This is a genomic window from Exiguobacterium sp. SL-10, from assembly GCF_004337025.1.
In the GTDB taxonomy this organism is placed as follows: Bacteria; Bacillota; Bacilli; order Exiguobacteriales; family Exiguobacteriaceae; genus Exiguobacterium.
On the sequence record NZ_SJUP01000004.1, the window covers coordinates 1 to 21,611 of the forward strand.

At 53.1% G+C, this 21,611-nt stretch carries 25 protein-coding genes; 4 read left to right on the forward strand and 21 right to left on the reverse strand.

Annotated features, from left to right (window positions below; translation table 11 throughout):
• Positions 1–132: 132 nt before the first annotated feature.
• Complete coding sequence (locus tag EVJ33_RS05865; RefSeq protein ID WP_131435325.1) at positions 133–954, forward strand: endonuclease; 822 nt, start codon at positions 133–135, stop codon at positions 952–954.
• A 440-nt stretch (positions 955–1,394) separates the two neighbouring features.
• Here the strand turns inward: EVJ33_RS05865 and EVJ33_RS05870 are convergent, their stop codons facing one another.
• The 6 genes from EVJ33_RS05870 to EVJ33_RS05895 form a co-directional block, all read right to left on the reverse strand.
• The gene (locus tag EVJ33_RS05870; protein WP_131435327.1) at positions 1,395–2,162 is read right to left on the reverse strand and encodes a flagellin N-terminal helical domain-containing protein; all 768 of its coding nucleotides are present in this window, start codon (positions 2,160–2,162) and stop codon (positions 1,395–1,397) included.
• Between the two features lie 167 nt (positions 2,163–2,329).
• Positions 2,330–3,709 carry a coiled-coil domain-containing protein gene (locus EVJ33_RS05875; protein WP_131435329.1) on the reverse strand — a complete coding sequence of 460 codons (1,380 nt, stop codon included), beginning with the start codon at positions 3,707–3,709 and terminating at the stop codon, positions 2,330–2,332.
• Positions 3,710–3,850: 141 nt separating this feature from the next.
• Complete coding sequence (locus EVJ33_RS05880; protein WP_131435331.1) at positions 3,851–5,143, reverse strand: methyl-accepting chemotaxis protein; 1,293 nt, start codon at positions 5,141–5,143, stop codon at positions 3,851–3,853.
• A 123-nt stretch (positions 5,144–5,266) separates the two neighbouring features.
• Positions 5,267–5,590 (reverse strand): hypothetical protein, encoded by a 324-nt coding sequence (locus EVJ33_RS05885; protein ID WP_201739666.1) that lies wholly within the window; start codon positions 5,588–5,590, stop codon positions 5,267–5,269.
• Positions 5,591–5,600: 10 nt separating this feature from the next.
• Entirely contained in the window at positions 5,601–6,428 is an 828-nt protein-coding gene (locus tag EVJ33_RS05890) for a GNAT family N-acetyltransferase (protein ID WP_131435335.1), read from the reverse strand.
• A 58-nt stretch (positions 6,429–6,486) separates the two neighbouring features.
• Positions 6,487–6,972, reverse strand: coding sequence for a hypothetical protein (locus EVJ33_RS05895; RefSeq protein WP_131435337.1), 486 nt, complete (start codon positions 6,970–6,972; stop codon positions 6,487–6,489).
• Between the two features lie 156 nt (positions 6,973–7,128).
• On the opposite strand from EVJ33_RS05895, the gene EVJ33_RS05900 reads away from it, so the two are divergent.
• Positions 7,129–7,626, forward strand: coding sequence for a hypothetical protein (locus EVJ33_RS05900; protein ID WP_131435339.1), 498 nt, complete (start codon positions 7,129–7,131; stop codon positions 7,624–7,626).
• A gap of 32 nt (positions 7,627–7,658) precedes the next feature.
• Here EVJ33_RS05900 and EVJ33_RS05905 read toward each other — a convergent pair whose 3' ends face one another.
• The 3 genes from EVJ33_RS05905 to EVJ33_RS05915 form a co-directional block, all read right to left on the reverse strand.
• Positions 7,659–7,952, reverse strand: coding sequence for a putative quinol monooxygenase (locus tag EVJ33_RS05905; RefSeq protein ID WP_131435341.1), 294 nt, complete (start codon positions 7,950–7,952; stop codon positions 7,659–7,661).
• Positions 7,953–7,954: 2 nt separating this feature from the next.
• Complete coding sequence (locus EVJ33_RS05910; RefSeq protein ID WP_131435343.1) at positions 7,955–8,908, reverse strand: DMT family transporter; 954 nt, start codon at positions 8,906–8,908, stop codon at positions 7,955–7,957.
• 96 nt (positions 8,909–9,004) lie between these two features.
• Positions 9,005–9,865, reverse strand: a complete 861-nt coding sequence (locus tag EVJ33_RS05915; protein WP_131435345.1) for a YitT family protein — start codon at positions 9,863–9,865, stop codon at positions 9,005–9,007.
• A 163-nt stretch (positions 9,866–10,028) separates the two neighbouring features.
• Here EVJ33_RS05915 and EVJ33_RS05920 point away from each other — a divergent pair, with 163 nt between their 5' ends.
• Complete coding sequence (locus tag EVJ33_RS05920; RefSeq protein WP_201739667.1) at positions 10,029–10,943, forward strand: YitT family protein; 915 nt, start codon at positions 10,029–10,031, stop codon at positions 10,941–10,943.
• A gap of 31 nt (positions 10,944–10,974) precedes the next feature.
• Here the strand turns inward: EVJ33_RS05920 and EVJ33_RS05925 are convergent, their stop codons facing one another.
• The 11 genes from EVJ33_RS05925 to EVJ33_RS05975 all read right to left on the reverse strand — a co-directional run bounded on the left by EVJ33_RS05925 (position 10,975) and on the right by EVJ33_RS05975 (position 18,805).
• Positions 10,975–12,030 carry a GGDEF domain-containing protein gene (locus EVJ33_RS05925; RefSeq protein WP_131435347.1) on the reverse strand — a complete coding sequence of 352 codons (1,056 nt, stop codon included), beginning with the start codon at positions 12,028–12,030 and terminating at the stop codon, positions 10,975–10,977.
• Between the two features lie 103 nt (positions 12,031–12,133).
• Positions 12,134–12,361, reverse strand: coding sequence for a carbon storage regulator CsrA (gene csrA, locus EVJ33_RS05930; RefSeq protein WP_021066562.1), 228 nt, complete (start codon positions 12,359–12,361; stop codon positions 12,134–12,136).
• Entirely contained in the window at positions 12,361–12,798 is a 438-nt protein-coding gene (fliW, locus tag EVJ33_RS05935; protein WP_131435349.1) for a flagellar assembly protein FliW, read from the reverse strand. Before fliW ends, csrA begins: the two co-directional genes overlap by 1 nt.
• A 15-nt stretch (positions 12,799–12,813) precedes the next feature.
• The gene (locus EVJ33_RS05940; protein ID WP_131435351.1) at positions 12,814–13,389 is read right to left on the reverse strand and encodes a DUF6470 family protein; all 576 of its coding nucleotides are present in this window, start codon (positions 13,387–13,389) and stop codon (positions 12,814–12,816) included.
• A gap of 3 nt (positions 13,390–13,392) precedes the next feature.
• Complete coding sequence (gene flgL / locus EVJ33_RS05945; protein ID WP_131435353.1) at positions 13,393–14,322, reverse strand: flagellar hook-associated protein FlgL; 930 nt, start codon at positions 14,320–14,322, stop codon at positions 13,393–13,395.
• Positions 14,323–14,328: 6 nt separating this feature from the next.
• Entirely contained in the window at positions 14,329–15,822 is a 1,494-nt protein-coding gene (gene flgK / locus EVJ33_RS05950; protein WP_131435355.1) for a flagellar hook-associated protein FlgK, read from the reverse strand.
• 12 nt (positions 15,823–15,834) lie between these two features.
• Complete coding sequence (gene flgN / locus EVJ33_RS05955; protein WP_131435357.1) at positions 15,835–16,191, reverse strand: flagellar export chaperone FlgN; 357 nt, start codon at positions 16,189–16,191, stop codon at positions 15,835–15,837.
• Between the two features lie 112 nt (positions 16,192–16,303).
• Positions 16,304–16,555 (reverse strand): flagellar biosynthesis anti-sigma factor FlgM, encoded by a 252-nt coding sequence (locus tag EVJ33_RS05960; RefSeq protein WP_131435359.1) that lies wholly within the window; start codon positions 16,553–16,555, stop codon positions 16,304–16,306.
• 24 nt (positions 16,556–16,579) lie between these two features.
• Positions 16,580–16,963, reverse strand: coding sequence for a flagellar protein (locus EVJ33_RS05965; protein ID WP_236634547.1), 384 nt, complete (start codon positions 16,961–16,963; stop codon positions 16,580–16,582).
• Positions 16,964–16,982: 19 nt separating this feature from the next.
• Positions 16,983–17,651: a ComFC family protein gene (locus EVJ33_RS05970; protein ID WP_131435361.1), complete on the reverse strand. Its 669-nt coding sequence runs from the start codon at positions 17,649–17,651 to the stop codon at positions 16,983–16,985.
• The gene (locus tag EVJ33_RS05975) at positions 17,648–18,805 is read right to left on the reverse strand and encodes a helicase-related protein (protein ID WP_131435363.1); all 1,158 of its coding nucleotides are present in this window, start codon (positions 18,803–18,805) and stop codon (positions 17,648–17,650) included. The genes EVJ33_RS05970 and EVJ33_RS05975 overlap by 4 nt, the downstream gene beginning before the upstream one ends.
• Positions 18,806–18,988: 183 nt before the next feature.
• Here EVJ33_RS05975 and EVJ33_RS05980 point away from each other — a divergent pair, with 183 nt between their 5' ends.
• Complete coding sequence (locus EVJ33_RS05980) at positions 18,989–19,732, forward strand: hypothetical protein (RefSeq protein ID WP_131435365.1); 744 nt, start codon at positions 18,989–18,991, stop codon at positions 19,730–19,732.
• A 185-nt stretch (positions 19,733–19,917) separates the two neighbouring features.
• Here EVJ33_RS05980 and treC read toward each other — a convergent pair whose 3' ends face one another.
• Positions 19,918–21,552 carry an alpha,alpha-phosphotrehalase gene (gene treC / locus EVJ33_RS05985; RefSeq protein ID WP_131435367.1) on the reverse strand — a complete coding sequence of 545 codons (1,635 nt, stop codon included), beginning with the start codon at positions 21,550–21,552 and terminating at the stop codon, positions 19,918–19,920.
• Between the last annotated feature and the right edge of the window lie 59 nt (positions 21,553–21,611).

Genomic DNA, 21,611 nt, shown 5'->3' on the forward strand with positions numbered 1-21,611 from the left:
TCCATCGCGTCGAAATCATACATAGTGATGACGACAGTCATCGGATGAGGAACCGGAAATCATTGTTTTCGGCAGAAGTGTAAAAGGCAAACGAGCAAAAAGTGTCAAAATCAACTTGACGTCTACAGAGGATTGTCAGACGAGCAAATTGCAATCTTACTAGCGAGTATTTTAGGCGATGGAGAGATTACAAAATGTTATCCGTACGATCGCCGTATTAACAACAGTTATCGAGAGCATTTTAGTATGGGGCAATTAAGTTATCGGCAATGGAAACACAGAAAACTCCCGGACCTACTTTACTTACGGGGTAACAACCTTGTATCACGTTCAATTCCACTCATGACAAAGTTGTTCCCTCACTTCTATCCGAACAATAAAAAGCATATTCCGTTCGAACTACTCGATGGCGTGCATCATCCCGCATTTTTACTCACGCTTTATCTTGATGATGGTTCACTTCTACTCAGCAAACGATTTAATCATCGAAAAAAAGAGATCCAATTCACGCCGCATATCGCCTTGTATCTACAAGCATTCTCAAAACAGCAGTTAGAACAGCTAGCCATATTTTTATGTGAACGCTTCGCTGTCAACGTCAGAATCTCAGGTACACCGAGCGGGACGGGATACTATCTGAAAACGACCAAAGTGACAGATACGTTTCAAATCCTCGACCTCTTGCATCCATATCTTTTGGAATTACCAGCCTTCTCATATAAGCTGGATTGGAAAACACGTCTCACCTCCGAAATCGAACACTACAAATCAACACATCCTGACTACACAGTTAGGGTATCCATTCCTGCCCGTCCGTATTCAAATGACGAAATTGCTTCATTGATTGAGTGGAAGCTTCGAGGTGTCACTGACCGAGAAATTGCCTGTAGACTTAACCGAACATACTGGTCAGTTGTTTATAAGTGGCGAGACGTGAAAAACCGTGAAGCATAAGCTCCACGGTTTTTAGTATAACTTTTAAATAGTCAATCGCTATATTAACGGAGCAATTGAAGTACAGCTTGCGGCTGTTGGTTTGCTTGCAGATAACCATATCTTTCAATATGGACCAGACTATATCTTCACCCTTTTACAATTTTAATATAAAGTCATAAATTATTGTAAAGTAGGGGCTGGGCACTTCCCTCGCCGTTGTCGAGGTACGGATCTCATAACCATGGACGTGAAGTCGGTAGGTCGTACATCCTAGTCGTTGAACCTTCATCACAGTTTCCTGACAGATGCTTGGCTGCTGATTGTCCAATCCCTTCCTTTTTTCATAACGCTCACGTTCACCGTTTCCAGTCACGTTGTCGTAAGGAGGGCTCTAAGGAGTTCCAGCAATTCACCCAGTGGTACTCTTATCCGTTACCAGATAAGACGCCCGTCAATTCTTACCGAAGGAGTTGAAGCACTGCCTGCGGTGCAGAGTTGGCTTGAGCTAACATTGCTTGTGAAGCTTGGTTGAGGATGTTGTTCTTCGTGAAGTTCATCATCTCTTTCGCCATGTCAACGTCACGGATGCGTGACTCAGCAGCTTGAAGGTTTTCCGAAGTTACGTTCAAGTTGTTGATTTTGTGCTCGAGGCGGTTTTGTTGTGAACCGAGAGTTGAACGAGCCGTGTTAATGTCATCGATTGCACCTTCGATGTTTGCAGTAGTCGATGCAGATGTTAATGCAAGAGCAGCCTGTGCAACACCGATTTCAAATGAGTCTGTATCATCATCACTGACAATTACATCGATTGCGGCAGTGAATACAGCTGTTCCGTTGAAATCTGTATCTGAAATGATTTTGTCAGCTTCTAAGCCTAATTGGTTCATCTCAAGATCAAGGTTAGCTACATCTTCAGTATTGTAAGTTTCATTTGCTTTTTGAACAGAGAGCTCTTTCATACGTGTCAAAATCGAACTAACTTCGTTCAACGCACCTTCAGCAGTTTGGATGTAAGAAATGCCATCCTGCGCGTTACGTGATGCTTGTTCAAGACCACGAATTTGCCCACGCATTTTTTCAGAGATTGAAAGACCTGCCGCATCATCGCCAGCACGGTTGATGCGTAAACCTGAAGACAATTTTTCCATTGCCTTACCTGTTTGTGTAGTGTTTGCTGACATGTTACGGTGTGCGTTCATAGCGTTTAAGTTGTTGTTGATAATCATTGTAATTTCCCTCCATAGGTTTGAGTTTTTTCCGCTCTTCCAAATCCATTTGTCCGAGCATACAAGGCTTAGGCCGGCCCCTCACCTTGTATTAGTTGGAACGTTTTATCGTTTCCACACTCTATATCGGAATGATAGGGACAATGTTTAGTGATGTCTCAATTTTTTTATTGTTTTTTTAACCAGTCAATTACACGATCTTGACTAAGCTTGCTTCCACCGTCCTTGATTCGGCTAATTCGTTCCACTACACATCCCGAACCTTCATTTCGGACGTAAATTCGCCCAGGCAATCCAATATTAGTACCCCATTCGCACTCGTAATAGTGATGCTCTTTAGTTCTAACAATATTTCGACGATACTTCGGTTTTCCCATTCGATATGCAATTTCCATCTCAATCAGTCCTACTTCTAAGCTCATTCGTTCGCTTGGGTCTTTCAATTGTCTGTAGTCCTTGTAGAAAGTAGGAGAAAGTTTTACATATTGAAATATTTTATCGAATCCTCGCTCCATCCTTTGTTCTAAATCCATTTTCTTTTTTAATTCACTTGTCGTTGTTTCCCGCTCAAAAAATATTTCAGCTCGTTGCGCAATTAAATTCTCGTACTCAATCTGTAATCGCTCACGCTCGTTCCACTCTTCATTCAACCAATTCTCAAGTTCATGCATTTCGGCTCTTTGACTAGTCACGATTTCCCTTTCATTCTCTAACTGAGAGATGTACGTATTCATCTCATCTTTGTACTTTGTTAATAGACCGTATAATTGTTCACGCTCCGAAATGACTTTCTCATATTCAAGTTTCATGTGCTTAATATCACTGAGATACTCGGTGGCACGCAATTTTTCTTGTTCTAGTAATTCTTCAAATTCACGATTTTTATTATTCTCTTGATACATTTCACGGTCGATTTCTTCTGTCCGTTCTGTCACTTGAAAAAGTTGATCGGTCAACGTTTTAATGAGATGTTCGTAGTGTCGAACTGTGCTTTCACTTGCAGCTTCTTCAAGCTTCGCTTTATAGGTTTGAAGCAATTTAGTCGTTCGTTGGTGTTCTTTTTGAACTTTTAGTCGTTCTTCTTGAAGTTCTTTTAACATTATTTTAGATTGGTTCAAGCGATATTGAGTTTCACTAATTATCTTCTTTGATTGATTTAATGTCTCTTCAAGCTTTTGTACTTTAACATTCTTTTCATCTAATTGTTTTTGCTGTGCCTGAACGTGACGTAGCAATTTTCCTACTATTTCATTTTTCTCTTTTAAAGAATTCGAGAGGTCATTCATTCGTTGCTGGTTCTTGTTAGAGTCTTTGTCTTTCAATTTTTGTTGCAAAGATTGAATTGTTTTTTGGTTCAATTCTTCTTTCTTTTTCAAAGACTCTAGCAGACGATTCTGTTTATCAATCGTTTGACTTTGTTCAATCCACTTGTCTTTTAGCTTCGTACCCTTTTCATCCAAGTGATCAATCCATTTGTCTATAAACTGAGATGTTTCTTTGGAGTATTTTTCTATTCTTTCTTTCCATATGTCGATAGACTCATTCAAATGATATCCCTCATTATTTTTATGTACTACATTTCTAATTCTATTCTATACCAAAAAAATATCATATTGATTAATTTTACATAATTAGGTAAATATATATTTAATAAATAGAAAAGCGACCCATCTCTGGGTCGCTCCTCCTTACGCTTCTACCTTCACTTGCTCCGTCTCGTTCTGCAAACTCTCCGCGACCCGGACGAGCTCCGTCATCGCGCCGTTCACTTCACCGAGACTCGCCGCCTGTTGGCTCGCCGCTGACGTGACTTCCGTCGCGTAGCGTGACGCCTCTTCGACCATGCCGACAATGCCGGCCGAGTTCGTAACGACCGAGTCGATCTGGCCGCGCGATTCATCCAAGAGCGCATCGACCGAATGGACGTGGCTGTACACTTCGTTCGCCGAATTGTGGATCGATGCGAACGCACCACCCGCCTTCTCGACGAGACCGACACCCGTCTCCACTTCCGCTTTCACGTTCGCCATCGATGACGACGTGTCGCCAACCAAACGCTTGACGTCGACAATCAAATCGGTGATCTCTTGCGTCGAGTTCGCCGTCTGTTCGGCGAGCTTCTTGACCTCGGCCGCGACGACCGCGAATCCACGTCCATGTTCACCGGCCCGAGCTGCTTCAATCGATGCGTTCAAGGCAAGTAAGTTCGTCTGCGCTGAGATGTCGCTGATGACGTCCGTGATGCGCGAGATCTCGCCTGTCATTTCTGTCAACTTGCTGTTGAGCGTCGACGACTGCTCGACCTTGCCGGCGATCGCATGCATCGCATCGACCGACGACGAGGCGAGGCCTTTGCCGCTCTCTGCCTCTTGTTGCATCTCACTCGCTGATTCGAGTGCCGAGCCCATCTCGTTTCGGATGTTCTCCATCGTCCGAGCGACGGCACCGAGTAAGTCCATCGAGCTGTATGTCGCGTTGACGTTGTCCTCAAGCATCTTGTTCAAGGCGTCCATCGCTTGGCGAATGTTCTCGCCGGCGATATTCCCTTCTTGAACCGCTGCCGCGATTTCTTGTGCCGAACCGGTGAGCTGGTCCGCCGTGTAACGCATGTTCGTTCCTTGTTCCCGCAGATGTCCGACCATGTTGTCCATCGACAGGAGCAGACGCCCCATCTCCGAACGGTCTGTCGTCGTCTCGCTCGCGAACACGACCGTCAAATCGCCGTTCCCGACCTCGACCGCCTTATCCGACGCCGATTCGATCGCCTTGAGCGGGCGACGGGCGATCAAGTAGATGACAGCGCCACCTAAACCTGAGATGAGCAAGGCCACGGCCGTCCCGACAAGCATGACCTGTCCTTTCGCCATCTCAAGCTCTGTGAGCAGCAAGAGCGTGATCAAGCCGACCGCTCCGCCCGTAATAAAGGATGTGACCAAAATCCAAGCGAGCAGTTGGGTCGTAAAGTTTTTGAATAGCTTCACTATGAGTTCCTCCTCTGTGTAATTCATCACTTTCTATATCGTCCAATCGCCCGCTTTTGTATAGCGTTTTCAGTTGAAGTTTTGGTCAATGAAAAAACGCCCTCGTCTCCGAGAGCGTTCATATCAAAATCGATCGTCTTCTTTTGTCATGTGCACCTGTTCGCGCGGTGTCATGAGCGCGTCGATTGCGAGCGCGAGCGCGGCCGCCCAGTGCAACATCATGCCGAGGAACGGGATGAACCCGAGCACCGACGCCGTGATGCCGACGATCGGTCCGACCGAAATCCGCTTCAGCCGCGTGATCGACAAGACGAGCACCACGATGTGGAACACGAGCATGAACCCGAGCGGCGTGTAACCCATACTGATGATGAACAGTCCACCGAGTGCCGGGATGCCGAGGAGCGCCTCGAAGGCGGCACCCATCCATTTCAAATTTCGAACCATTTGTCTCACCTCACAGTTCTAACAAATAGAATTCATAGCCGCCATTTTCAGCGAACCCGGCCCGCTTGTAAATCTCGAGCGCGGCCTTGTTCTCCGTCTCGACGTCGAGCTCGAGTTTCGTCCGGCCCATGCGGAACAGTTGTTGGACCATCTGCTTCAACATCTTCGTACCGTAGCCCTTGCCTTGCTCGTCCGCCTTGACACCGAACGCGTGGATGCTGCCGGCATCTTCGCCTGACAGGAGCGCGCGGATGACGCCGACGGAACGGCCATCGACTTCACCGATATACGTCACACGGTCCGGCGTGTCGATCTGCTGGTAGATGTTCTCCGTCACGTCGAGCGGGTCCCCGAACGCTTCAGATAACGTCTCGATGATGAGCGGACGATCGGCATCGGTCGCCTCGCGGAGCGACACCTCGTCCGGCTTCAAGAACAACTCGGCTTTTTTGAGCACCAAATTGTATTCCGAGAACTGATACGCCGCACCGATGTGGTCGATGACCGCCTTGCCGTCCTTCGACTTCCGGTCGATGACGAACGTGAACGCCTCGCAGCCGTTCTCCTTCGCGTCACTTTTCGCCGCCTCAAAGAGCGTCGCGAAGACGCCTTGTTTCCGATAGTCCGGATGGACGAGCGCGTTCACCTCATACTCGTTCGGGAGGTATGGGAAAAGCACCATATAGCCGACGAGTGTATCGTTGTCATAGACGGCGTAGTCGTTCTGACCGATTGACACGTGTCCGAGTTTCACGTCAATCTTGTCAAAGTCATTGACCGCCGCCTCGAGCGCTGCGACTTGGTCTGCCTGTCTCACTTCTTCTACTGTCCAATTCATGAAATCACCTCACGTCATATTGTAGCACAATCGAAAAAGCCCGCCGTAGCGGGCGGACTTACAACGTCCGGAACTCGAGCTCCGGGAGCGTCTCGAGCAGCTCCGCGATCTCGTCCGTGTGTGCCTCGGCACCCGGGACGGCCTCGGTCGGTTCGACCCAGAAGAACGTCTTGTCGCTCGCACCGAGGTAGTTGCCATAGCCGACTTCCTCTGCGAACGCCTCTTCTGATAGTTCACGGTCAATCAAGTCTAAATGGAACAACAACTGGTCGTCGCCGTCCTCGACGTTATAGTAGAGGTCGAACGTGCCGTAGCTGTTCTTGTCGCCGATATCGACGACATCCTGCGCCTTCTCGATATAGACGTCTCCACGCTCAATCGCCTCGACGATCTTCGACGGGAGAATGATCTCATAACCGAGCTCACGGTCACGAATTGTCTGCGTCGTGTCGTCCGTCCGCCCCCGGGACGAGACGACACCGACCGTTGCGACGAGGGCACCCGTCACGCCGAGCGCGACGGCCCATTTCATTGTTTTGTTCATGTGGATTCACTCCTCTTTAGTCTTGCCATGAGACGATTATCGCATAAAATGTCCTTAAATCATTAAATATTCTGAAAAAATGTTTAGCGATGCGTTGACGCACGTTCCGCAATCCCATACGATAAAAGTATCGTATTATAGAAAAGAGGAACCGACATGTCAAACGAACAACAATTGTCACGCGCACAGCTCGACGCGCTCTTAAAGAACGTCTTCGCCCTTCAAATCCCGGTCATCGAGAAGTTCATGACCGACTTGTTCAAAAAGTACGTCTCGACGGCGTCCACGTTCAAGCAGGACATGGACACGATGAAAGCGACGGACTGGCATAAACAGTTCTTCGGTCAGAAAGTGATGCCACACCTGTTCATCGAGAACCTCGGCTTCGGCGCGTCGTTCCGTCACCAGGAGCAAGACAAAGTCGTCAAAATCCCGGACAACATGACGGTCGTGAAACCGGACTCGGACGACCAAATCGAAGAAATTCTGCAAAACCTCGACAAGACACTCGCGTCGATGGACGGGATCAAAAACAAAGGACTCGTCAAAAAGTTCTATAAAGAGACACTTGAACTTATCTGCCAGCTCGGTAGCCGTACCGGCATGATGGACGAGTTTTATGAGAAGGTCAAAGGCAGCTTGACGAAAGCTTGACCCTTCATCCACGTCCTCGGACGTGGATTTTTTTAGTTTTTGCGCCTCGGCTCGAACACGGCCAAGCGTTCGATGTTGGCCAAAATCGGCTTCGCCCGCCCAATCAACGTCTGCGTCGTCTCAAGCGACAGCGACTGTTGATGCGCCTCGACACTCTCCCATACCTCATACACGACGATCGACTCGTCGTCGAGCGAGACGTTCACCCGATATGTCTCGCACGTCGGCTCTTGTTCCATCGCTGTAGCCGCCTCAAGCAAGATGGCAAGAAGCATCTCGCGCTCACCCGGGACAGCCGTCAGCTTTCCCATCAATCCGTAAGACATGTTCATCCCTCCTTGTCATATCGATTCGCCGCCGGCACCAGACTCTCCTTTACATTAAACTGGCTGCGACTATGCAGCACGACCCCGACCATGACGAGCGAGATGCCGACGAGCGACAGTCCGGACGGCAGATGCGCCTGAAGGAAAATCAACTCGCCGATGAGCGCGAACAACACCTCGAGCGCCTGCGTTGCCTCCACCGTCGCCAATTTCCCCATATCGTGTTTGACGAGATCGGTCGCCTTGAAGAAGAGCACCGTCGCGACGACACCGGACAAGAGTGCGACGAGGAGCGTCTGCGTCAGTTGCGAGCCAGACGGCGCGCCCGTCGTCAACCCATAACCGAACAACAAGAGCCAGACCGGGAGCGAGCCGATACACATTCCAAGGATACGTTCGAACACGTCGAGGTCGGTGTGAGCCATCATCTTCCGGTTGCCGAGCGGATAGGCGAAGGCGGCGATCAAAACCGGCACCACCCCGATCCATAAGAAGCGTGGCTCGAAGTCGGCGAGGAACTCGACTTGCATCAAGACGACGCCGAACAAGATGATGCCAGAGAAGCGTAGCGCCGTCCACGGGATTCGTTCCCGTGTGCCGTCACCCCGCCGGAAGAGTGGTGATAACAGCGCCCCGGCGATAATCGTCACTTGCCAGGTACCGGCAATGAGCCAAGGCGGGGCGACCTCGGCGGCGAGACAAATCGGGACATAAAACAAACCAAAGCCGACCGTGCCCCAGACGAGCCACGGCCCCGGCTGTTCGACGAGCGCCCGGCGTACCCGAGTCATCCCGCCCCGGACATAGACGACGAAAGCGAGGAGCGGGATCATGAACAGAAAACGGAGCGAGGCGCTATACGCCCAACTGCCCCCGTTGACCTGCATCGATTCGTTCAACACGAACGTGCTCGCGAAAAATAAGGCGGCGAGTACACCTAATAAAAGTGGACGCATGAATTCTCTCCTTTCCGAATCCCCATGTGTTCCCTATCCGTGACGTGTTTCCCTGCCTCAAAAAAAAATCAAGCAGCGCCGGCTGCTTGATTTGTCTCAATGGATATCGCGTTTGCGGAAATTCCCACCTTTGACCTCCGACACCTCGTACACGACGACGAACGCCTCAGGGTCGACTTGGTTGATGATTTCTTTCATCTTCCGTTCCTCGAGCCGGTTGATGACGCACGTGATTTCGAAATAGCACTCTTTCGAGTACGCTCCTTGAATCTGGTTCAGCGTCGCGCTCCGGCCAAGCCGGTCGCGAATCGTCTCGACCATGACATCGGGCGCACCCGTGATGATTTTGAACGTCTTCGCGCCGCTCAAGCCTTCCTCGACGATATGGATGACTTTCGAGGCGATGAAGTAGGCGATGGCGGACAGGACCGCCCCTTGCAGGCCGAATACCGTCGAGACGACGATGAAGACGAACGCGTTCAAGAACAGAATCAAGTCGCTCGTCCCGAACGGCAACTTCCGTGATAACAGCACGGCCAGCATGTCGATGCCGTCGAGCGCGCCCCCGTTCCGGAGCGACAGCCCCATTCCGAGTCCGAGAATGATCCCGCCGACGACGGTGACGAGGAGCGTGTCTCCATCGATGATCGTCGGGACGTGGTGCATGATCACGGTCCCGACCGAGAGCGAGGCGATGCCTGTGACCGATAGGATGGCGAAGCTCTTCCCAATCTGTTTATAGCCGAGATAGACGAACGGGATGTTCAGGATGCCGAGGAATACGCCGAGCGGGACACCGGTCAGTTGGGAGACGACGATACTGATTCCGGTAATGCCCCCGTCCGATACGCTGTTCGGGATCAGTACCGACTCGAGGCCATACGCCGCAATCATCCCGCCGATGATGTTCATGATGATTTGAAAGCCCATGAGCCAGGCTCGATTGTCACGTTTCATAAGTAACGTCCTCCTTTTTAAATCAACTTTCCTAGTCTAGCATAAAATAATAGTAAAATAGCATATACGATATTGATAAAAACTTGTGTCAGATTGTCTGCCGCTTCTGCTTCATCCTGTGTGAGGTTTGCTATACTAAAAAGAAAAAAGGGAGTGACCCCCGATGCAGCGTCCACCGATGCCTTCTCCGACACCGGAGGAAGTGCTCCGCTTGAAACGTGAACATAATCCGATCAAACCGACCGAACTCCTCGCCAAGGGGCTGCTCCTCTTGATTGGCTCGTTCATCTTTGCCATCGGGCTCGAGGCATTCCTCGTCCCGAACCAAATCATCGACGGCGGCATCGTCGGTGTCTCGATTATCACGTCGTATTTGACGGAGACGAAACTTGCCATTTGGCTCGTCCTGTTCAACTTGCCATTCATCTACTTCGGCTATCGCCAGATTGGAAAGACGTTCGCCGTCGTCACCTTGATTGCCATCATGCTCATGTCCGGCTTCACAATCTTGCTCCACACGATTGAACCGTTCACCGACGACTTGCTTCTCTCGACCGTTTTCGGCGGTTTCCTGCTCGGCGCCGGGATCGGGCTTGTCATCCGGGCCGGCGGGTCGCTCGATGGGACCGAGATTTTAGCCGTGTCGTTCACGGACCGGTTGCCGTTCTCCGTCGGCGAGATCGTCATGTTCTTCAACATCTTCATCCTTGGGACGGCGGGTTTCGTCTTCAGCTGGGACCGGGCCATGTATTCGCTCATCACCTACTTTGTCGCGTTCAAGACGATCGATATCGTCCTCGAGGGGCTCGACCAGTCGAAGGCGGCGTGGATTATCACGTCAGCACCGGACGACGTCGGCCAAGCCATCATGGACCGGCTCGGCCGCGGCGTGACGTATCTACACGGCGAAGGTGCCTACTCGGGCGATGGCAAGAAAGTCGTCTTTACCGTCATCAGTCGGTTAGAAGAGACAAAACTGAAAGACATCCTCGACGACTATGACGAGAAGGCGTTTCTCGCCATCGGCAATATCCATGACGTCCGAGGCGGTCAGTTCAAAAAGAAAAATATCCACTAAAAAAATCGGCCCCCTGGGACCGATTTTTTGTTTACCCGATTTTTGCTTGGTCACGCCCGCTCGTCTTAGCCTGATAAAGAGCAGCGTCGGCTCGTTCGAACACGAGCGTGCCCGGTTCGGCCCCGGCGAGCGAGGCCCCGAGTGACACCGTCATCGGGATTTCTGTCCCTTCAAACGAGAACGGGGTGTCTCGGACGACGGCGACGACTCCATCGGCAATCGTCCTCACGTCTCCGACGTCCTCGAGCACCATCAAAAACTCCTCTCCGCCGTAACGTCCGACGAATCCCCCAACCGGACAGTTCGTCCGTAACGTTTGACCGATGTGATGAAGCGCCGCATCACCGGCCCGATGTCCATATGTATCATTCAACTGTTTGAATCGATCGACGTCGATGACGAACAGCGCCCAAGGGAGACCCGACATCTCGACCTCGTTCAACCGTTCGAGCGTCATATAGCGGTTCGGGAGTCCCGTCAGTTCATCAATCGTTGCCCGTTGCGTATGGAGCCGGAACATCCGAAGATGCGTCTCAATCTGTTTCGCGACCCAATAGCACACCCAACCGCCGAGGAACGTGAGTACAAAATACGGCAAGAACACCGTCATGAACGCATGCATCGGTACGTTCCCAGCAATACGGAACAGGACGAGAACCGTCCCGAAGACAAGGTAGACCGCGTACAAATGACCTCGCCGAAGCGATAGCCGACTCAGCACGAGTGCTAAGATGGGGAACAGAGCCAGCGTACCGAACGAGCTGATAACTTGGCCTGTCATCCCATCGAGAATGAAGCGACCGCCCAGCATCAGCACAATTGTAACGGCGACTCCAATCGGACCGGCATAGGCGGCCGCGAGGGCGAGCGGAATGACCCGTAAATCAATTCGTGCCGCTTCGACCATAAATGAATTAATGGTGAGTAGGATGGCAATGATTCCGTTTGAGATTCCGAACCAGACACGTACGGCGAGTGGCGAAGCCGGTTGAATCGGTAAGAGATGCCGCATCAAATAGAACGTGAGCGATACGAGTAAATAGATGATGCTGATATTAATAAAAAAGATATTGACGACTTGCCCCATGTCACCTCATCCTCTCCCGTCGTTTCTTCCCACCCTATCCTATCGTAAAAAAGTGATGTATGTCACCCTTCCCAATTTTTAGGACAGCTAAAAAGCCGGAAGCTCACGCCTCCGACTTGTTTTGCATCATCTGTTTCATCAAGTTGGCACTGTCCCGGGCAGACTCGTTCTCGGCCTGCATCTGAACGTACACCTCATGACGATGGATATCGATATGGCGCGGGGCATCGATGCCAAGCTTGACCTGGTCGCCTTCGATGGCGAGCACAGTGAGCGTCACATCGTCTCCGATATGAATCGCCTCACCTTGTTTTCGTTTCAATACGAGCATCAGCGCACCTCTTCTTTCTGGCCGCCGAGCGGGAACCGGGCCGGGTAGACGTCGTCCAAGATGACTTGCTTCCCACGGCGTTCTTTCGTCTCGATGACGATCGGCGCCTTCAAGTTGAGCGTCGAAGCGTCGAACGGTTCGCGGAGCGTCACGATGGCATATACCGAGACGTGCTCGGCCTCATCGATGCCCAGTTGCTCTTTCGCGCCGTCGGTCAATTCGAACGCATAGTCCGGCTTATGCCAGAACGGGTTCGTCACGACGAAAGCGCAAGCCGGGTCCTCGAGCGACTGGAGCGACCAGAACGGCAGCTCGGCGCCATAAGGGATGAGGGCGAACGTCTTCGAGTCCGGGAAACCGGGAATCTCGCTGACGAATGAAATCGTTTCTTCTTCATTTACTTCAATTTTGCCAAAATAGTCTGTCTCAATGAACATGGGTTGTCCTCACTTTCAACGCGTCTCATCATACATGCCACCGACCGGCCACATCTCGAGCGACGCCTGTTGACGGAGCGAGATGTCCGTCGTCCATGGCGTGAACGAGATATCGGTCGGGGTGAGTGATACATCAATCTGTGCCGGCGTCAGGTTCCACTCGATTTTGACATCCGCCGGCGTATACGTCAACTTCACGCGGTCGAGCGACTTCGGCATGAAATCCATGTCGACGACCGGATACGGAGAGCTCGTCTTCTCGGCGGCCATCGCGGCGATCGGGTTGCCGTTCTCGATACGCATGAGCCGATCCCCATCGCGGGCTGTGCCGGACGTCGCTTCTCGCGCCGCCTGTTCTCCGAGTTGCCCGAAATGACGACCGAGCTCGAGCGCTGCCTTCAAGTTACTTTCACTGCGTGCGACCGACGAGTCGACCTCGAGCGTGCCGCCTGTCGTCTGTTGGATCATCTCGACCTTGCCTTGCGTCATCGACACGTCGACCCGACCTTGCCTCATCTCGAGGTGGGGTCGATTCGACGAGATTTGGATCGCGGCCTGTGTCTGCCGCATCTCAAGCCGGGCGATATTCATCGCTTACCGGAGGAAGTCGAGGAGCGTCGGCTGGATGATACGGGCGCCGGCCGATAATGCGGCCCGGTGCACCGTCTCGTGAGACTTGAGCTCCATGATGACTTTTTCGATATCGATGTCTTCGTTATCGGACATGATCGTCTTGGCGATAATCTCATGTTCTTGCAGGCGGTTGTCGACGAGTTCTAATCGGTTGGCACGGGCCCCGAGCTCGGCCCGCTCCGTGATCAAGCTTTGGGCGATGACGTCGAGGTCAGCGAGCTCGTTCGAGAGTACTTCCCCGGTCGTGTTCGGGTCGGCCAGTTTCGAGACGAGGTCGTGGAGTCCGGCGAACACGTCGCTCCCGAACACCGTCTCCGGTTGCATGTTCACTTGGACGGTGATGCCTTTCGATACTTCAAAGGCGACTTTCCCGCTTGCTGCCGGTGCCCCGTCCGGGTAAATGCTGTTGACGTCCCCGTTCGGGTCGGCAAGGAACGCCTTCAAGGCGTCCATATCGACGAGTGGCTGATCCGTCTTCGTGCCGTTGTAAATATATTTCTCGCCCGACTTCGCGTTTGCGAGCGAGCCAATGTGTTCAATCAACTGATTGACCTCACTTTGGATGATTTGACGTTGCGATGACTCGTACGTGTCGTTCGCTGCCTGCGTCGTCAGTTCGCGAATCCGTTTGACAGCTTCTGTCACTTCGTTCAAGGTCGAGTCGGTCAAGTCCATCCAGCTCGTCGCCTCGCTGACGTTGCGGCGGAACTGGTCGACCTCGCGCACCTCGGTCCGGTAGCGCATGCCCTGCATGGCGACGACCGGGTCCTCGGACGCCTTCTGGATCCGTTTCCCGCTGATAAGTTGTTCTTGCACTTGGGCGAGCTTGTTATAACTGCTCGATAAGTGTTTCAAGTTTGTCTGTGTGAGCATCGTCTGTGTGACTCGCATCAAGCATTACCTCCCTACGACACCCATGCCGTTGATGATTTTGTCGAGCATCTCATCGACGGCCGTGATGTTGCGGGCCGCCGCGTTATAGGCGTGTTGATATTGAATCATCATCGTCATCTCTTCGTCGAGTGACACGGCGCTCACCGCTTGGCGGCGCTGGTCCGAGCTCGCCATGAGCGCGAACGTGCTCTTGGCGAGACGTCCGCTTTGATCGGCGGCTACGGCCATGTTCCCGATGACGTTCTGATAGTATTTACCGATCGACGTGTCTGTCTGGACCGACCCGTCAAAGCTGAGCGTGGCCGACTTCAAGTTCGCCAAAGCGAGTGCCCCGCTGCCATCCCCGATATTGCCGTCTTGTGACGCGGCAATCAAGTCGAGGTTGTTCATGACGGCGTCGCTCACTTTGATTGTTGAGGCGCTAGCCGTCCCTTCGAAGAAGTTCGCTGTTCCGGCGTTGCCTTTGGCGTCCATATTGTTGCTGTGGGCCGTGTTGAACGCTGAAGCGAACTTGCCGGCCATCTCGTCCAAATCTTTCAACATCGTCGCGTACACACCGTTCACGCTGCCTGTTTCCGCCGTGTCCGTGCCGTACATTTCGACGAGCGCTTTCCATTTTCCGTTCGGCATCGTTGCGTGCGTGAGTGCCACGTCCGCCCCGCTCGCGTCAGTCATGTCGAGACCGTCGAACGAACCGACCGTGCCATTGATTCCGTCGACGAGCTTATGGTCGACGCCATTGATGGAGACAATAATGTCGATGCGGCCTTCGGCAACTTTTTGTGAGTTCCCGCGTGACTCGCCGTTCGTATAGTCGACCGGGACGCGTGTGAAGTCCATGTATTGGGCGAGTTCGTCCATATAGCGGTCGCGCTCGTCATACAGTTCGTTCGGAAGCACGCCGAGCGGCTCTGCGTCGCCGATTTGGCGATTGACTTGACTGATTTTTGTCATCAAGTCGTTCACTTTCTTGACGACGACGTCACCTTCTGAGGCTAGGTCAGCCTGTACTTTTTGGAGCGAGGACGACATGTAGTTGAACGTCTCCGCGAGCGTCATCGCCCGTTGGCGCACGACGCTGCGCGCGCCGGCGTCATCCGGGTTGACCGACAAGTCTTGGAGCGAGGCCCAGAACAAGTCGAGCGACTTCGCGAGGCCCGTCTCTGACGGTTCGTTGACGATGTCCTCCATCCGGCCGAACGCCGCCTCTTTCGTCGCATAGTAGGCGTTCTTCACCGACTCGTCGCGGTATTGTTGGTCAATCATCAAATCGCGGATCCGCGCGAGCGTCTCGCCGCGGACACCTGTCCCGAACTGCCCGGCCTTCGTTCCCCCGAAGTTGACGCTGAGTTGTTCGGTCATGCCGAGCGACAAGCGTTGGCGCGAGTAGCCCGGGTTCGAGGCGTTGGCGACGTTATTCCCCGTCGCCTGGAGCGCCCATTGGTGCGTCGTCAAACTACGGCGCGCCGTCTCTAATCCCATAAATGTTGAGCCCATCAAACTTCCTCCTTATACATCTCGGCTGAACGAGCGCGTCTCGAGCGCCTGTTGACCGTATGTGAAATCATCTGCCTCTGGCAAAAGCATGTCTAAATGCCATTCGATATACCGGAGCGACTGTTCGAGCAAGACGGCGTTCAATTCGTTCTGCCGTTTCAGCTCGAAGACGACCGGTCGTAACGCTTCTTTCTCTTCATCGTCCAAATGATACGTTCCTTGAAGTCGTTCCGCTTCTTTTTGTTTGATTTGTCGGAGGAGCGTCGCCTCTTCCTTGACGAGCGCGCTGAAAGCGGGCATGTCGCCGTTGACGAGCAATCGTTCTTTTTCGTAAGCGAGTTCGAGCAAGCGTGTATGTAATGTGAGCATAAGTCTCTCCTTTGTCCAAAAAAAGAGCCGACTAAAGAAAGGGTGTCCCTTGTTTAGTCAGCTTCCGTGCCATCATATTTATGCGAAGGTCTCCCTCGGACCTCGCTTTCATTCATCCTTGTAGAAAGCGTTTGGCGATCTCGCGCGCGTCCCGTGTATACGTCCCGGCGTTAATCTCCGCCTTCAAGGCGTTGATTTTCTCCAGGCGCTCCGGGTGTTTCACCGGTTCTTCAAACCGGGCGCGGGCTTCGGCCGATATCGATAGTTGGTCCGTTTGGCGTGTCAGCTCGGGCTTCGTCTCAGGTTGCGTTTTCTTCTCATAAGTGTTCGGTAAGTGTACCCACTTTGCAGAATCGATGCGCATACGTGTCCCCCCTCTTCTCAGTTGTTAGTCCAAACGATAAGCGCGAACGCTTTGTTTCGTGGCGGTGGCTTGTAGCCCTTTCAGTTCTTGCTGCATGTCGGTCTGACAACCCGCGCATACCTTTCCTTGGTTCGTCGGATTGCCGCAACGGATGCAGGCGATGTTCAGTGACGGGTTGTCCTTGATGATCAGGCGTCCTTCATGGATGTATCGCGTGATATCAAGTTCGGAGACGTTCGTCGCTTCGACGAGAGCCCCGATGGTCGTCTGTTTGTTAGCGGGTTCGCGGATGAAGTCCCGGACTTTCAAAAAGTTTTGGAAATCGACTTCCGCACAGGATGGGCAGTAAGGCGAGCGGCTTTGTTTCATGAACAGCCGACCGCACGTTTGACAAGTTGTTGCTTCCACAGTCATTCACCTCTGCCCTTTATATCGGACGCATTTTTGATTTGTTTAGCGTCCGGAACAGGCAAACGGCAGAAACTTGTTCCACCCCGGCCCGGCGCAAGATGAGTGCTGCTTGATGTAACGTCGTCCCGGTCGTATAGACATCGTCGACGAGGACCATTTTGCCATAGCGTGGCAACTGCTGTACAGCGAACGGATTCGTACGGTGCCGCCTTTCTTCTTTCCCAAATTCACGCTGACTTGAAACCTCAGCTTTCACGAGCACTTGTTTCGTCGGCCCAATCATCCGGGCGAGCACCTCGGACTGATTGAAACGCCGCGTCCGCAACCGCTCCTCGCTGAGAGGGATCGGCACGTAGACGACACCTGGTTCTCGTAACTGTCGGAGTACCGAGCGCATCTGGTTGGCCAGGACGACGTCACCGCCGAATTTATAGCGATGGAGCCAGTTCGCACCCGCCTCGTCATATGCATATAGCGAGTGGACGGTCAAATCGAGACCGAGGGCAAGCCAACGGACGCAATCGTCGCATGTCGCTTCGTCCTCGGTCGGATGACCGCAACGCGGGCAACCCGCGACGAGCGGCGTCAACCTCCCTTCACAGTCCGGGCAAACCCAGTCTCGTTTCAGGAGTGTCGCCGGACTCCAGGGAATGACGAACGGTTTTCGGCAGACGAGACAGTTCATCGTCGATTCGCCTCCTCGATCGCCCGAATGGCCTGGTCTTGTCGGAACGTGCGCTCTTGATAGAAGAAGACGACGTCCCCGGTCGGCGCGCTCGGTTTGCGTCCAGCCCGTCCGGCCATCTGAATGAGGGCGCGGGACGAGAACAAGGCATGGCTGCTGTCAAGGACGGCGACGTGCACCCCGGTCACAGTCATGCCTCGTTCCCAAATCGACGTCGCGAGCACAATCCCGTTCGTCGCCTCGAGCCACTCGAGCACGTCCGTCCGCTCGCCCGTGTCGGCCGAGACGGCCTGATAGGCGAAGCCGCTCGCCGTGAGCAGTTCCCCGTAGCGGACGAGGTCCGGTTTCGTCGGCACGAACAGCAAACGTGGGGACCCCTCGTATTGCCGACAGAAGTCCAGGATGGCTTGCCCCGTCTCACGCACGAGTCGCGGCACCGGTAAATCGTGGCCGTGATAGCGCCGGGACAGATGAACGGTCGGGAACCGGCGTTGCCAGACGGTCGGCGTCGCCGTCACGAACAAGAATAGGCCTTTGCCGGCCCGGCGGAGCGTCCACCAGAGTACGAGATCGAAGGCGAACGGGAACGCGTCAGACTCATCGACGAGGACGTAATCGAACACATGTCGTAAATTCATGAGGATCGGGGCCGTCGCGACGGTGATCATCCCGATCGTGTCTTTGTCCCCGCCCCCGTAGCGCCGGGTGACCGGGATAGAGAAGGCGGCCTCGAGCCGGTCAGTCCATTCGATGGCGACGTCACGGCGCGGCGAGACGATGAGGACACGCTTCCCTTCATTGACGACGCGCGCGATGACCGGGAACGTCATCTCTGTCTTCCCGGCACCGCAGACGGCGTAAACGAGTCCGCTCGTCCGTGCTTCCCACCAATCGAGCAGTTGCCGGCTCACACGCCTTTGATCGGCCGACAGTTCGAACGGCATAACGAGTTCCGTCGATTCGACCGGTGTCGTGACATCTTCTTCCTGAAGACGGTCACATTGACAGACACGACCGAGATGGAGGCAATTCCGGCAATAGCGGCACGCACCGTGGTGGCACGTGAATGAACGCGTGTCCGCACTTAGACAGCGCTGGCAGACGCCGAAGCGGATGGCAGGAGTTCCGTTTGGTGACACGATCAGTTGGCCCATAAGATCAGTCCTTTTTCTATTGACGCTAGCATATTACCATCACATCTACATGTCATGTTCGTCGATGGAACAGAGACGGATAACGATGGGATGTCCACTCATATCATGCTGTAGACCGAGGTGAAAGTTGAAACGATTGACTATACTGAAAATAGACCATTTATTGGAAACGAGGAGAAAATCATGTTCAAACAACCCATCCACAACATCTTGACCGGTTTAGGTATGCTCGGGGTCTTCTGCTTCGGATGGTGGTGCTGGTATGTCTTTGACGGGAGCGACAAAGCGGAGCAACGCGCAATCGAAGCAGCAGAGGAGTATGTTCACGTCACGTATCCGGACTTGTCGCTTCACGTAGCGGATGTCATGTATTTATCGCTATACGACCCAAAATATTATGTGACGATGACTTCTCGTACAAGCACCGATACCGAGTTCGTGATACGAATCACCCGAAGCGGAAAAGTCGTCGATGACAGCTATGAAGACGATGTCGTGTCAAAGGAAAACACACACCAACGGATCAGTGACGCTTATAACGCTGCTGTTCAACAGTTCATCGCACCAAGCTTTTCAGACCGCATCGATTTCATGGCTGAGCTCCCTCGTTCAACATGGAGCGACGATGTGGAACTAGGGGTTGATACGAATGACTTGCAAATCGATCAACCCGTCGACGTCGAGTTTTATGGGGCGCGCTACGGTCTCCTCTTCCTCCATGCGGAAGATCAATCCTATACCTTTGAAGAAGTGATGGGTTTACTGCGTGACGTGAAACGTGTCGCTGACGAGAACAGTGTTCCCTTCCATGCCATCACGCTGCAAATCACGGTAGATGGCATCGAACGTTATGCGGAAGGGATTCAATATAGCGACCTCGACTCCCCTCATCTTTTAGCACGCATAAAGCAACGTTTGAACGACTAAAAAGATTCCTCCAACGACCGGAGGAATCTTTTTTCTCACCCACCTTAGACGTTGATGTAGAGTAAATCCTATCCACATGTTCCTCGACAGGCTCGAGGGGCACCTCTATTGGAACTATCCCCATTTTGAGAGTCCCTCCTTTCGGCAACTAAAAGGAGGCGCCCGCATGGAACGCCTCCTGACACTCAATGTTGTTTGTAGAACATGATCGCCTCGTACGCCCGGAGCGACAGCGTCGTCCCGTCGAGCTGCGGCACGTCATAATTGTGGCTGACGACCTCGGCCTGTGTGAAACCTGCCGGGATCTCATACGTCGTCTCCGGTCCGTAGAAGTTCGCGATGACGAGCACTTCCTCGTCTGCCGTCTTCCGCGTGTACGCCCAGACGTCGAGTGCGTCCGGTGTGAGGAGCGTGTAGTCCCCGTCCGTCAACACGTCGAGTTCTTTACGGAGCGAGATCAAATTCTTGTAGTGGTAGAACACCGAGTTCGGGTTGTCGAGCGCCGTCTCGGCGTTCACGTCCGCATAGTTCGGCGCCACGTTGATCCACGGGGTCCCGCTCGTGAAGCCGGCGTGCGGCGTCGCGTCCCACTGCATCGGTGTCCGCGAGTTGTCGCGCGACTTCTGTTTGATGGCGGCCATCATGTCCTCATGCGACACACCCTGTTCACGCTTCAAGTTATAGGCGTTGAGCGTCTCGATGTCACGATACTCGTCGAGCGAGTCGAAGCCCGGGTTCGTCATCCCAATCTCCTCGCCCTGATAAATGTATGGCGTCCCTTGGAGGCCATGGAGCACGGTCGCGAGCATCTTCGCGCTCTCGACGCGGTAGTCGGTGTCGTTGCCGAAGCGGCTGACGACGCGCGGCTGGTCGTGGTTGCACCAGAAGATGGCGTTCCAGCCTTTGCCGTGCATCCCTTCCTGCCACGTCGACATGATGTCTTTCAGTTGCACGAAGTCGAACGGGGCGGCGACGAACTTCTCGCCGTTCGGGTAGTCGACTTTCAAGTGATGGAAGCTGAACGTCATGCTGAGCTCGCGCTCGTCCGGGCTCGAGTAACGGACGCAGTGGTCGAGCGTCGTCGACGACATCTCGCCAACCGTGATGACATCGTGGCCGTCGAACACCTCACGGTTCATCTCTTTCAAGTATTCATGGATGCGCGGTCCATCCGTGTAGAACTTGCGGCCGTCCGAGTCGTCCTCCGGGAAGTCTTGCTGTTTCGAGATCAAGTTGATGACGTCAAGGCGGAACCCTTTGATGCCCTTGTCGCGCCAGAAGCGCATCATCTCATAGACGTCCTCGCGCATCTGCTCGTTCTCCCAGTTGAGGTCGGCCTGAGTCACGTCGAACAAGTGGAGATAATATTGGCCGCTCTTCTCGTCATACTTCCAGGCGTTGCCCCCGAACTTCGACTCCCAGTTCGTCGGTTCGTCGCGCCAGATGTAGTAGTCGCGATAGCGTTCGTCGCCGGCGAGCGATTTTTGGAACCACTCATGCTCGGTCGACGAATGGTTGACGACGATGTCCATCATGAGGCCGATGCCGCGCGCCTCGGCCTCACGGACGAGCTCATCGAGGTCGTCCATCGTCCCATATGATGGGTCGATCGCGTAATAGTCGCTGACATCGTAGCCGTTATCATTTTGTGGTGACTTGTACACCGGCGTCATCCAAATGTATTCGATGCCGAGCTCGGCCAAATAATCGAGTTTGGCCGTCACGCCTTTGATGGAGCCGGTGGCATTGCCTTCTGGGCTATAGAAGCTTTTCGGATAAATTTGATAAACGACAGATTTGCGCCAGTTTGATGGTGTCATAGGTGTAATCTCCTTTTGTAAGAGTTTTCATTTGTACAGGAAAAGGGGAAGAACCTCCG